Here is a 13,356-nt window from a genome sequence, read left to right on the forward strand (position 1 = left end):
TATTTGTAGCTTGAATATTGGATTAATGTTAAAAAAATTAACAAAAATTAATGAATAGTTCATTACATAAAAAAATCCTTATTACCGGGGGGGCAGGATTTATCGGTTCTAATTTGTGTGATCATTTTATCAATAAAGGATATAAGGTTGTAGTTCTTGATAATTTTGCAACTGGTCACAAAAAAAACATACAACATCATTTATCAAACCCAGATTTTACTTTAATAGAGGGTGATATACGTAATCTTGATGATTGTACTAAAGCAGTTGAAGGAGCAGATTATGTACTGCATCAGGCGGCTTTAGGTTCAGTACCCCGTTCTATAAAAGACCCTGCAACCAGTAATGATGTAAACGTTGGCGGTTTCTTAAATATGCTGATAGCAGCAAGAGATGCAGGTGTTAAACGTTTTGTATATGCAGCAAGCTCATCTACTTATGGTGATTCTGAATCTTTACCAAAAGTAGAAGATGTAATAGGAAAGCCTTTATCTCCTTATGCAATTACAAAATATGTAAATGAACTATATGCAGATGTTTTCAGCAGAACTTACGGTATAGAAACAATAGGGCTTCGTTACTTTAATGTTTTCGGAAGACGCCAAGATCCTAACGGAGCTTACGCTGCTGTAATACCAAAATTTGTAATGCAGTTTATGGATCATGAAAGCCCTGTGATTAACGGAGACGGTAATTACTCAAGAGACTTTACTTATATTGATAATGTTATCCAGATGAATGAACTGGCAATGACTACCAATAATCCTGAAGCTGTAAATACAGTATATAATACAGCATATGGTGACAGGACTACTTTAAATGATTTAGTAGGTTACCTCAAAGAGTTTTTATCTGATTTTGATGCTGCCATTGCAAATGTTGAAGTAGTACATGGTCCTAACAGAGCGGGAGATATTCCTCACTCGCTGGCAAGTATAGATAAAGCTAAAAAATTACTTGATTACAACCCTCAGTTCTCAATAAAGCAAGGGCTTGAGCAAGCTGTAAAATGGTATTGGGAGAACTTAAAGTAATTTTCAATTCGTTAAAAAACAACTCATGAAAATAGCAGTAATAGGGTTAGGATATGTAGGGTTACCTTTAGCAAGATTATTTGCTACTAAGTATCCTGTAATTGGTTTTGATATTAATCATAACAGAGTTGATGAATTAAACTCAGGCAAAGACAGTACACTGGAAGTAGAAGACGAACTTCTGCAATCAGTTATAGTAGATGAGCCTATATATGAAGGGAAAGGACTTTACTGTTCTACTGACCTTGATGATATAAAGGAATGTAATTATTATATAGTGACGGTTCCTACTCCGGTAGATAAAAATAACAGACCTGACCTTACGCCACTATATAAATCCAGTGAGACAGTAGGTAAGGTGTTAAAAGTGGGGGATGTAGTAGTATATGAATCTACGGTATACCCCGGAGTAACAGAAGAAGAATGTGTTCCTGTTTTAGAGCGCATAAGCGGACTGAAATTTAATGAAGATTTCTATGCAGGTTATTCTCCTGAAAGAATAAACCCCGGAGATAAAGAGCATACTGTAGAAAAAATATTAAAAGTAACGGCAGGCTCAACACCGGAAATAGGTAAAAAAGTTGATGAATTGTATAAGTCAGTAATTACTGCCGGTACACATCTTGCGCCTTCTATTAAGGTAGCAGAAGCAGCAAAGGTTATAGAAAATTCTCAAAGAGATATAAATATAGCATTTGTAAACGAGCTTTCTAAAATATTTAACTGCATGGATATAGATACCCAGGCAGTTTTAGAAGCAGCGGGTACAAAATGGAACTTTTTACCTTTCAGACCAGGACTTGTAGGAGGTCACTGTATAGGGGTAGATCCTTATTACTTAGCACAAAAAGCTCAGGAAATGGGATATCATCCTGAAATAATATTAGCAGGTCGTCGCCTTAACGACAGTATGGGAGAGTATGTAGCCTCTCAGGTAGTTAAGCTTATGATAAAGAAAGGGGTTATTGTAAATGGCTCTGACTTGTTGATGATGGGTATAACATTTAAAGAAAATTGTCCAGATGTTCGAAATACTAAAATAGTTGATGTTATAAAGTCACTAAAAGAGTATGGTATAAATGTTACTATTTTTGACCCTTGGGCTAGTCCTATAGAGGTTAAACATGAATATGGATATGATATGGTTAACGAGCTGCCTAAAGAAAAATTTGATGCTGTTGTTTTAGGAGTATCTCATAAAGAATTTACAGAAATAGATTATGCAAATATTAAAAAAGATATTGGTGTTATCTATGATGTAAAAGGTATTTTAGGTTCTTTAGCCGATAGTAGGTTGTAGAGAATATTATATGAAAATAAAAAATATATGTTGTATCGGTGCAGGTTATGTAGGCGGACCAACCATGGCTGTTATTGCCCATAAATGTCCTGATATAAAAGTTACAATTGTAGATATAAATGAACAGAGGATAGCTGATTGGAATAATGAAGATGTTAGCAAGTTACCTATTTATGAACCGGGTCTTGCAGATATAGTACTTTCAGCAAGAGGTAAAAATCTGTTTTTTTCTACAGATATTGAAAAAGCTATAAATGAAGCTGAAATGATATTTATTTCAGTTAATACCCCTACTAAAACTTACGGAGTAGGGAAGGGTATGGCTGCTGATTTAAAATACATAGAACTTTGTGCAAGGCAAATAGCAGAGGTAGCTAAAGACGATAAAATAGTAGTTGAAAAGTCTACGCTCCCTGTACGTACAGCACAAGCAATAAAAAATATACTGGAAAATACAGGTAATGGAGTAAACTTCCAAATACTGTCTAATCCGGAGTTTCTTGCTGAAGGAACAGCAATAGATGATTTATTACACCCTGATAGAGTATTAATAGGTGGTGATACTGATGAAGCAGGACAAAAAGCAATAGGAGCGTTAGTTGATGTTTATGCTAACTGGATATCAAGAGATAAAATATTGACTACAAATGTTTGGTCTTCTGAGCTTTCTAAACTTACAGCAAATGCTTTTCTGGCACAGCGAGTATCTTCCATAAACGCAATGTCTGAACTTTGCGAAAAAACAGGTGCAGATGTTAATGAAGTTGCAAAAGCAATAGGTATGGATAGCCGTATAGGCTCTAAATTCCTTAAATCATCTGTAGGGTTTGGTGGTTCTTGTTTCCAAAAAGATATTCTTAATCTTGTTTATATAGCTAAGTCATACGGGCTTAACGAGGTAGCAGATTATTGGGAGCAGGTTATTATAATGAACGACCATCAAAAAAGGAGGTTTGGAGCCAATATTGTAAAAACATTATACAATACGGTTTCAGGTAAAAAAATAGCATTTTTAGGTTGGGCATTTAAGAAAGATACCAACGATACAAGAGAGTCTGCTTCAATATATGTAGCTGATGATTTGCTTTATGAACAGGCAAATATAGCAGTATACGACCCTAAGGTAAAGGAGAAGGCTATATATAGAGACCTCAATTATCTTAGTACAAGAACTGAGGAAGAAAATAAAAAAGGAGTGACAGTTCATATAGATCCTTACGAGGCATGTAAGGATGCTCATGCCATAGCTGTATTAACGGAGTGGGATGAGTTTAAAACATATGATTGGCAAAAAATATATGATAATATGAAGAAGCCTGCCTTTGTTTTTGACGGCAGGAATATTCTGGATGAAGGTGCTTTAAGAGATATTGGGTTTATATTTCAGGGAATAGGTAAATAATGCCTACTTTTAACCTTATAATTAAACGCAATTAAACTTTATTTAATGAAGATTTTAGTAACAGGTGCTGCCGGATTTATAGGATATCATTTGTGTGAAAAGTTAGTTGCTTTAGGGCATACTATTACAGGTTTAGATAATTTGAATGATTATTATGATGTAAACCTGAAATTATCAAGACTTAAAGAACTAGGTATTTCTGATGTTCCGCAATATAATACCGGTATAGAAAGTAACATACATGCTGAAAGGTTTAAGTTTATTAAATTAAACGTTGAAGATAAGGATAATTTACCTGCGCTCTTTGAAGAAAGTAATTTTGATATTGTTTGTAATCTTGCTGCACAAGCAGGTGTACGATATAGTATTGAAAATCCTTTTGTGTATGCCGAAAGCAATCTGGTAGGTTTTTTAAATATACTGGAAGCTTGCAGAAATTACAATGTAGATAAATTAGTATACGCAAGTAGTTCCAGTGTATATGGGTTGAATGGTAAAATACCATTTTCGGTAGATGATGATGTAGATAAGCCTATAAGCCTGTATGCAGCGACTAAAAAGAGTAACGAGCTTATGGCTCATACATATAGTCATTTATTTGGAATAAAAACAACAGGGCTTCGATTTTTTACCGTATACGGTCCTTGGGGACGCCCGGATATGGCAATGTTCTTATTTACAGATGCAATATTAAACGGTAAGCCTCTGAAAATATTTAATAATGGCGAGCTTTATAGAGATTTTACCTATATAGATGATATAGTTAATGGTGTAACAGCTATTTTATTAAAAGATGTTGAAGGCGCACCTCTATATCAATTATACAATATAGGTAATTCAACCCCTGTAAAACTTCTTGATTTTGTACATGAAATTGAAAGTGCTACAGGAAAAGAAGCCAAAAAAGAATTTATGCCAATGCAACCGGGGGATGTTGAAAAAACATGGGCAGATGTATCTAAGTTAAAAAAAGATTATAATTATGAGCCTTCAACGAATATTAAAGAAGGTATCTCTAAGTTTGTAGAGTGGTATAAGCAATATTATAATTATAAATAAAATATTTTTGAAGTTTCGGGTATAGTTCAGTTCATTATTAAACTATGCGACAGAAATGATAGTAATATCAAACTAAACAACAAGTTATATGGACATTCTGTCTTTAATAGGAAGAAAAAATCTTTTATTTCAAAAAGATATAGAAAATCATCAGAAAGAATTGAGTGATGAAGTATCTAAAAGTAATTTTTTAGTAATTGGAGGTGCAGGCTCTATTGGTCAGGCAGTAACTAAAGAAATATTTAAAAGAAATCCTAAGAAACTTCATGTTGTAGATATAAGCGAAAATAACCTTGTAGAACTTGTAAGAGACTTAAGAAGCTCTTATGGTTATATAGATGGTGATTTCAGAACTTTTGCTTTAGATATAGGTTCTGTTATGTATGATGCTTTTATAGAGTCTGACGGGAAGTATGACTATGTACTTAACCTTTCAGCATTAAAGCACGTTCGTAGCGAAAAAGACCCTTATACCCTTATGAGGATGATTGATGTGAATGTGTTTAATACTGATAAAACACTTCAGCAATCTATTGATAACGGAGTTAAAAAATATTTTTGTGTATCAACAGATAAAGCGGCTAACCCTGTTAATATGATGGGAGCTTCAAAACGTATTATGGAAATGTTTTTGATGCGTAAAAGCCGCGATATAAAAATTTCTACAGCACGTTTTGCTAATGTAGCTTTTTCTGACGGTTCATTACTTCATGGTTTTAACCAAAGGATACAAAAGAAACAACCTATTGTAGCTCCAAGCGATATAAAAAGATATTTTGTAACACCACAGGAGTCAGGCGAGTTATGTCTTATGTCAACTATTTTTGGAGAAAACAGAGATATATTTTTCCCAAAACTTAGCGAAGATTTACACTTGATAACATTTTCGGAAATAGCTGTAAAATATCTTAATGCAATAGGGTATGAACCATACCTGTGTAAAGATGAAGATGAAGCACGTTCGTTGATTCATACATTGCCTCAAGAGAAAAAATGGCCTTGTTTATTTACAAATAGTGATACAACAGGTGAAAAAGATTTTGAGGAATTCTTTACAGATAAAGAAGTTCTTAATATGGAGCGATTTGATAATTTGGGTATTATTAAAAATGAACTTTTTGTAGAGGATGAAAAGCTTAAACATTTTGAAGAGAAACTGGCAGGAATGAAATCTTCTTTAAAATGGTCAAAAGAAGAAATTGTAGACTTATTCTTTTATATGATACCGGATTTCGGGCATAAAGAGACAGGTAAGTATCTTGACTCAAAAATGTAGTAGAAATGAAACATATAGAAAATACGATATCTTTTATTAAAGATTTATATGGTGCTGATGCTTTCATTCCTTTACATGCTCCGAACTTTAGTGGAAATGAAAAAGAGTACTTATTAAATACTATAGATAGTACTTTTGTATCATCAGTAGGAAAGTATGTTGATGAGTTTGAAGAAAAAATGCAAAGTATTACAGCTGCTGCAAAAGCTATTGCAGTAGTAAATGGTACAGCAGCACTTCAGGTAGCTTTACGTTTAGCAGGTGTGCAAAGTGGAGATGAAGTGATAACACAGGCACTTACTTTTGTAGCAACTGCCAATGCAATAGCATATAATAATGCTACTCCTATTTTTCTGGATGTAGATTTAGACACTATGGGACTTTCTCCAAAAGCAGTTGAAAACTTTTTAGAGGAATATGGAGAGCTGAGAGAAGATGGATGTTATAATAAAAAGACAGGTAAAAAAATAGCTGCTTGTGTGCCTATGCATACATTTGGCTTTCCTGTGCATATGGATGAATTAATCGCAGTATGCGAAAAGTGGAAAATACCTATTGTAGAAGATGCAGCTGAATCTTTAGGAAGTGAATATAAAGGAAAGCCTACAGGTAGTTTAGGAAAACTAGGTGTTTTTTCTTTTAACGGAAATAAAATAGTAACATGTGGCGGTGGCGGAGCTATAGTAACTAACGATGAGGATTTAGGTACAAGGGCAAAATACCTTACCACGACAGCAAAAAAGCCACACCCTTATGAATATGTGCATGATATGTTGGGTTACAATTACAGAATGCCTAACCTTAATGCTGCATTGGCGTGTGCACAACTCGAACAATTAGATGGGTTTATCTCTAAAAAAAGAGAAATAGCCTTAGCATATAAATCATTTTTTAATGGTTCGGGTATAAAGTTCAGGACAGAAACGCCAGATACTAATGTCAATTACTGGTTGATGTGTGTGGAGCTTGAAAACAAAAAAGAGCGTAATCTTTTCTTAGAGGAAACAAATGCTAATAGCGTAATGACAAGACCGATATGGCAACTTATGTTTAGATTACCTATGTATGAGCATTGCCAAAAAGACACACAGGAAAACGCTATATATTTAGAAGAAAGAATAGTTAATATACCAAGTAGTGTACGATAGTAAAGCATTGATATTAATAGGTTATTCCGGTCACGGTTTTGTTGTAGCCGAAGCTGCTAAAGCAGCAGGTCTTAACCTAACACACTATGCTGAATTAAATAAACTTGAAATTAACCCTTTCGATTTAATTTATATGGGATTTGAAGGAGATGAATCCTTTAACGGTTGGGAAACAAATCATAACTATATCCTAGGTATAGGAGACAATAATATAAGAGTTAAAATTGCTCAAAAACTCGAAGCAAAGGGTAAAGAGTTGAGTAATGTAATACATCCTGACGCCTCTATAAGTACGAAAGTGAATATAGGTAGCGGAAATTTTATAGCACGCAATGTAGCAGTAAACCCTTTAGCCAATATTAGTAACTATTGTATATTAAATACTGGTAGTATTATTGAACATGAGTGTAGTATAGAAGATGGCGTACATATAGCTCCCGGTGCAGTGCTGGCAGGAAATGTAAGTGTAGGAGAAAAAAGCTTTGTAGGAGCTAATACAGTAATAAAGCAAGGAATTAAAATAGGAAGAAATGTAACTATAGGCGCAGGTGCTGTAGTAGTTAAAGATGTTCCTGATAATAAAATAGTTTACGGTAATCCGGCAAAAATTAAATAATCTATGAGTAAAGTTGTAATTATTGCAGAAGCAGGAGTTAACCATAATGGTAGCTTTGAGAATGCTATGAAATTAATTGATGCAGCAGCTGAAGCAGGTGCTGATTATGTTAAATTTCAAACATTTAAGGCTGATAAGATAGTAAGTAAAACAGCACAAAAAGCCGATTATCAAATTAAGAATATTAACGATAATGACAATTCGCAATATGCTATGCTCAAAAAATTAGAAATGCCTGAACAATGGCATTATGATTTGAGTGAATATGCAAATTCGAAGAATATAAAGTTTCTGTCAACAGGCTTTGATGAAGGAAGTATTGATTTTCTTGACGAGTTAGGTGTAGATCTTTATAAAATTCCTTCCGGTGAAATCACTAATAAGCGTTACCTTCAGCATATAGCAAGAAAAGGTAAGAATATAGTGGTTTCAACAGGTATGGCAACAATGGATGAAATAAAACTTGCTGTTGAGATAATAATGGCAGAAGGAATAACTAAAGATAAAATTTCAGTTCTTCATTGTAATACAGAGTATCCTACCCCTATGAAAGATGTGAACCTCAAAGCTATGAATACAATAGGTGAGGAGTTAGGAGTGAATATTGGATATTCCGATCATACTTTAGGGATAGAAGTTCCTATAGCAGCTGTTGCATTAGGTGCTAAAATAATAGAAAAACACTACACCTTGGACAGAAGTATGCCCGGACCTGACCATTTAGCCTCTTTAGAGCCTGAAGAGTTAAAAAGTATGGTTACCGCAATACGAAATATTGAAGAGGCTACAGCAGGAAGCGGAATTAAGGAACCTAGTGAATCGGAGAAAAGAAATATTGAAATTGTAAGAAAAAGTCTTCACTTTAATAAAGATGTTCAAGAAGGACAAAAACTAAAAGAAGAAGATTTAATAGCTATACGTCCCGGTACGGGTGTTAACCCATTAAGAATAGATGAATTCATAGGGAAAGAACTTAAAACCTCAGTAACAGCATATACTCCAGTGTTAGAAAACTATTTTGTATGAGAAAAATTTGTGTAGTTACCGGTACCAGAGCAGAATATGGTCTTTTATACTGGACCATGAAAAAACTTCAGGAAGACCAAGATGTAGAACTTTCTGTAGTTGTTACAGGCATGCACCTTTCTCCGGAGTTTGGACTTACTTATAAAAAGATAATTGAAGATGGTTTTACAATTACTGAAAAAGTAGAAATACTTCTTTCTTCTGATACATCAGTTGGAGTGTCTAAAAGTATAGGTCTGGGAGTTATAGGTTTTTCTGAAACCTTTAGTAGATTATCACCTGATGTTATACTGGTTTTAGGAGACAGGTTTGAAATTTTTGCTGCATGTACAGCTGCTATGATTGCTAAAATACCTATTGCCCACTGCCACGGTGGTGAGGCAACAGAAGGCTTAATTGATGAAGCTATAAGACATTCAATTACAAAAATGTCTCAATTACATTTTACAAGTACTGAAGAGTACAAACAAAGAGTGATACAGTTGGGTGAACAACCTAAAAATGTATATAATGTAGGAGCTTTAGGAATTGAAAATATAAATAAACTTACTCTTTTAAATAAAGAGCAATTTGAAGATTCTATTGACTTTAAATTAAAAGAAAAAAACTTCCTTATAACATATCATCCTGTAACATTAGATTATTTTTCTGCGGAACAGCAGTTCAGGGAATTATTAGCTGCTCTAGATAAGATAAAGAATGCTTGTTTAATATTTACTAAGCCTAATGCAGATACTGATGGCAGAATAATTATTGAACTTATAGATGAGTATGTTGCTAAAAATACATCTAAAGCTATAGCATATACATCGTTAGGGCAATTAAGATATCTTTCGGCAATACAATATATGGATGCTGTAATAGGTAATTCTTCCAGTGGTCTTATCGAAGTACCTTCTTTTAAAACACCTACAATTAATATTGGAGACAGGCAACAAGGTAGAGTTAAAGGAGTGTCAGTTATAGATTGTGAAGCTAATGAAGCCGATATAGTCTCCGCTATCGAAAAAGCTCTTTCTTCTGAATTTAAAATGTTGCTTAAGGATTCTCATAATCCATATGGGAGCAAGAATTCTTCAACTGAAATAGTAAAGGTTTTAAAAGAGGCTAAATTAGAGAATATTATAAAGAAGAAATTTTACAATATAAATCAATGAGAATAGTTTTTATAGGATCTGTAGTTTTTTCAGCAAAAGCTTTAAAAGAGTTAATCAAAATAAATGCTGATGTAGTAGGAGTTGTTACTAAACAGGAATCAGCATTTAATAGTGATTTTGTGGATTTATCTACTATAGCACAAGAATATGACATTCCATATTTATATGTAAAAAATATAAATAGTTCGGAAAGTATTGAATGGATGCAGTCTCTACAACCAGATGTTATATTCTGTTTTGGTTGGTCTAATTTAATCAAGAAAGATGTTTTAGAGCTATCTCCGTTAGGGGTTATTGGTTTTCACCCTTCTTTATTACCATATAACAGAGGCAGGCACCCACTTATATGGGCTAAAGTACTGGGCTTAACTAAGACAGGTTCAACATTTTTCTTTATGGATGAAGGAGCGGATACAGGAGATATATTGTCCCAAAAAGAATTTGATATAGCATTTGATGATGATGCAGCTGTTCTGTATGATAAAATGACCGAAACAGCAATGAAGCAAATTGTAGAGTTTCATGATCAATTAAAATCTAACACATATAAAAGAGTTAAACAGGATACCAGTGTTGGGAATAATTGGCGTAAAAGAGGTGCGAAAGATGGTGCAATTGATTTTAGAATGGAAACAAAATCTATTTGTAACCTTGTAAGGGCCCTTACTAATCCTTATGTTGGAGCTCATATAGACTATAAAGAAGAAAGTATAAAAGTATGGAGCGTTGAACCAGGTGAGTATAATGAATTTAATATAGAGCCTGGAAAAATACTGCAAATTGCAGATGATAAAATTGAAATAAAAACGGGCGATAGCTCTATATGGCTAGTAAAACATGATTTTAATGAACTTCCTCAAGTAGGGTCATATATACAATAAAAAAGAATAAATAAATGAAAAATGTAATTGTAATTTCAGCTCACCCCGATGATGAAACACTTGGCGTAGGAGGAACAATGTTAAGACATGTTGCGAATGGAGATAAAGTTTTTTGGCTTATTATAACAAATGTTTTTGAAGAGCAAGGCTTTTCTGAGGAGAGAGTTTCCAGTAGACAAGAAGAAATTAAGAAGGTTGAGGAAATGTTTGGAATTACTAAGACATTTATGTTAAATTATCCAACAATGAGTCTATCATCTTCGAGTATAATTGATATGGTTCCTAAAATATCAAAAGTTTTCGGAGAAGTACAACCTGAAATAATTTATAGCTTAAACAGAAGTGATGCTCATTCTGATCATCGTGTGATATTTGATGCTACTATGGCTTGTACAAAGTCTTTTAGATACCCTTTTATAAAGCAAATTTTAATGTATGAATGTATTTCAGAAACTGAGTTTGCACCGGCTTTGCCGGAAAAAGCTTTTTTACCTAATTATTATGTAGATATAACAGATTATATAGATCAAAAATTAGAAATAATGAAAGTTTTTGAATCAGAGATAGCACCTTCACCATTTCCTCGCTCATTAGAAAATATTAAAGCTTTAGCTCATTTTAGAGGCGCCAGTGTAGGAGTAAATTATGCAGAGGCATTTCAGCTAATAAAATATATTGATAAATAAATATTTATAACATCACTATTACTATGCGAAACTATAAAGACCATTTGTTAAAAGCAGGATCTACCATAAAAGATGCCCTTATAAAATTAGATGCTTTAGCTAAAGACGCTATTATTTTTATTGTGGATGGAGAGAACAGACTTTTAGGTTCGCTTACAGATGGAGATGTAAGGAGAGGTTTAATAAAAGGAATTACTATAGATCATCAAGTAGATGAAATCATTCAGCCTAATCCTCGCTACATACGCAAGGGAGAGCAGGATATAAAAAAGGTTATAGAATATAGAGAAGGTAATTTTAGAATAGTACCTATTGTTGATAAAGAGTCTAAAATAGTTAATGTAATTAACTTTAGAGAAATGCGTTCCTATTTACCTGTAGATGCAGTTATTATGGCAGGAGGCAGAGGACAAAGGCTTAGACCTCTTACTGATGATACACCAAAGCCTTTATTAAAAGTAGGGGATAAGCCTATAATGGAGCATAACGTTGATAGGCTGGCGTTATATGGTATAGATGATTTTTGGATGTCAGTTAAGTATTTAGGGGAAAAAATAGAGCAATATTTTAAAGATGGAGCCTCCAAAAATGTCAATATTAAATATGTGTGGGAGACAGAACCTTTAGGAACTATCGGAGCTGTTTCTTCAATAGAAGATTTTGAGCATGATTATATACTTGTTACAAATTCAGACTTATTGACTAATTTGGATTATGAGCATTTTTTCTTAGATTTTATGGATAAAGATGCTGATTTTGCTGTTGTATCGATACCATATCAGGTAAATGTTCCTTATGCAGTTTTAGAAACAGAAGAATCAAAAATTAAGAGCTTCAGAGAAAAGCCAACTTATACTTATTATTCTAACGGAGGTATATACCTTATGAAGAAAGACGTTCTTAAGTATGTACCTAAGGATACCTTTTTTAATGCTACAGATCTTATGGAGACTCTTATAGGTAAAGGTTATAATGTAGTTTCTTATCCTCTTTCAGGTTATTGGTTAGACGTAGGGAAACATGAAGATTTTGAGCAGGCGCAGAAAGATATAAAGCAAATTAAATTTTAATGAAACCATTAGTAGTTATACCTGCAAGAGGAGGGTCTAAAGGGGTTCCTGGTAAGAATTGGAAGGAGCTTAATGGGAAGCCTCTTATTCATTACACTATAGAAGCTGCAAGAGCTGTTTTTGAAGATAGTTGTATATGCGTATCAACAGATTCGGAAAAAATAAAAAAAGTTTCTGAGTCAACAGGACTAAATGTGCCTTTTTTAAGACCGGATTACTTGGCCACGGATAATGCAGGTACTTATGAGGTATTATTACATGCAATTAATTATTACGAACAAAAGAGTTACTTTCCTAATGTGATAGTATTACTTCAGCCTACTTCTCCTTTTAGAAATTCAAACCATATTAAGGAGGCATTAAAGCTATATAATAACAATTATGATATGGTTGTTTCTGTAAAAGAAACAAAATCGAATCCATATTATGTGCTTTTTGAAGAGAATGATGAAGGATGGCTGGAAAAATCAAAAAAGGGGGATTTTACCAGAAGGCAGGATTGTCCTAAAGTATGGGAATACAACGGAGCTATATATGTAATTAATGTTGAAGAGTTAAAAAAAGTGTCTTTGGCAAATTTAAAAAAGGTTAAAAAATATGTTATGGATGACATTAGCTCTCATGATATTGATAATAATCTTGATTGGAAATTTGCAGAAGTTATAGCTAGCGATATTTTTCTTTAATTAAATTAATAATAA

13 protein-coding genes are annotated in these 13,356 nt (G+C 33.4%); all 13 read left to right on the forward strand.

From position 1 onward, the window contains the following. The first annotated feature begins 50 nt into the window (after positions 1-50). On the forward strand, positions 51-1,034 hold the full coding sequence (locus IEW45_RS05025; RefSeq protein ID WP_188620135.1) for an SDR family oxidoreductase: 984 nt from the start codon (positions 51-53) through the stop codon (positions 1,032-1,034). Between the two features lie 25 nt (positions 1,035-1,059). Next, positions 1,060-2,334, forward strand: coding sequence for a nucleotide sugar dehydrogenase (locus IEW45_RS05030; protein ID WP_188620136.1), 1,275 nt, complete (start codon positions 1,060-1,062; stop codon positions 2,332-2,334). A 10-nt stretch (positions 2,335-2,344) separates the two neighbouring features. Then, a complete protein-coding gene (locus IEW45_RS05035) occupies positions 2,345-3,736 on the forward strand; it encodes a UDP-glucose 6-dehydrogenase (protein ID WP_188620137.1) in 1,392 nt (463 codons plus the stop codon). Positions 3,737-3,781: 45 nt separating this feature from the next. Next, entirely contained in the window at positions 3,782-4,795 is a 1,014-nt protein-coding gene (locus tag IEW45_RS05040) for an NAD-dependent epimerase (RefSeq protein WP_188620138.1), read from the forward strand. An 88-nt stretch (positions 4,796-4,883) separates the two neighbouring features. Continuing rightward, positions 4,884-6,071, forward strand: a complete 1,188-nt coding sequence (locus IEW45_RS05045) for a UDP-N-acetylglucosamine 4,6-dehydratase (RefSeq protein ID WP_188620139.1) — start codon at positions 4,884-4,886, stop codon at positions 6,069-6,071. Positions 6,072-6,076: 5 nt separating this feature from the next. Continuing rightward, positions 6,077-7,219, forward strand: a complete 1,143-nt coding sequence (locus IEW45_RS05050) for a LegC family aminotransferase (RefSeq protein WP_188620140.1) — start codon at positions 6,077-6,079, stop codon at positions 7,217-7,219. After that, positions 7,209-7,835, forward strand: a complete 627-nt coding sequence (locus IEW45_RS05055; RefSeq protein WP_188620141.1) for an acetyltransferase — start codon at positions 7,209-7,211, stop codon at positions 7,833-7,835. The genes IEW45_RS05050 and IEW45_RS05055 overlap by 11 nt, the downstream gene beginning before the upstream one ends. Positions 7,836-7,838: 3 nt before the next feature. Beyond that, on the forward strand, positions 7,839-8,861 hold the full coding sequence (gene neuB / locus IEW45_RS05060) for an N-acetylneuraminate synthase (protein ID WP_188620142.1): 1,023 nt from the start codon (positions 7,839-7,841) through the stop codon (positions 8,859-8,861). Next, positions 8,858-10,018 (forward strand): UDP-N-acetylglucosamine 2-epimerase, encoded by a 1,161-nt coding sequence (gene neuC / locus IEW45_RS05065; protein ID WP_188620143.1) that lies wholly within the window; start codon positions 8,858-8,860, stop codon positions 10,016-10,018. Before neuB ends, neuC begins: the two co-directional genes overlap by 4 nt. Next, positions 10,015-10,899 carry a methionyl-tRNA formyltransferase gene (locus tag IEW45_RS05070; protein WP_188620144.1) on the forward strand — a complete coding sequence of 295 codons (885 nt, stop codon included), beginning with the start codon at positions 10,015-10,017 and terminating at the stop codon, positions 10,897-10,899. The genes neuC and IEW45_RS05070 overlap by 4 nt, the downstream gene beginning before the upstream one ends. 14 nt (positions 10,900-10,913) lie before the next feature. Beyond that, complete coding sequence (locus tag IEW45_RS05075) at positions 10,914-11,585, forward strand: PIG-L deacetylase family protein (RefSeq protein ID WP_188620145.1); 672 nt, start codon at positions 10,914-10,916, stop codon at positions 11,583-11,585. A 23-nt stretch (positions 11,586-11,608) separates the two neighbouring features. Next, the gene (locus tag IEW45_RS05080; RefSeq protein WP_188620146.1) at positions 11,609-12,655 is read left to right on the forward strand and encodes a nucleotidyltransferase family protein; all 1,047 of its coding nucleotides are present in this window, start codon (positions 11,609-11,611) and stop codon (positions 12,653-12,655) included. After that, entirely contained in the window at positions 12,655-13,341 is a 687-nt protein-coding gene (locus tag IEW45_RS05085) for an acylneuraminate cytidylyltransferase family protein (RefSeq protein WP_188620147.1), read from the forward strand. The genes IEW45_RS05080 and IEW45_RS05085 overlap by 1 nt, the downstream gene beginning before the upstream one ends. Positions 13,342-13,356: the final 15 nt, after the last annotated feature.

The sequence above is a fragment of the Flavobacterium suaedae genome (assembly GCF_014642915.1).
Taxonomy (GTDB): Bacteria; Bacteroidota; Bacteroidia; order Flavobacteriales; family Flavobacteriaceae; genus Flavobacterium; species Flavobacterium suaedae.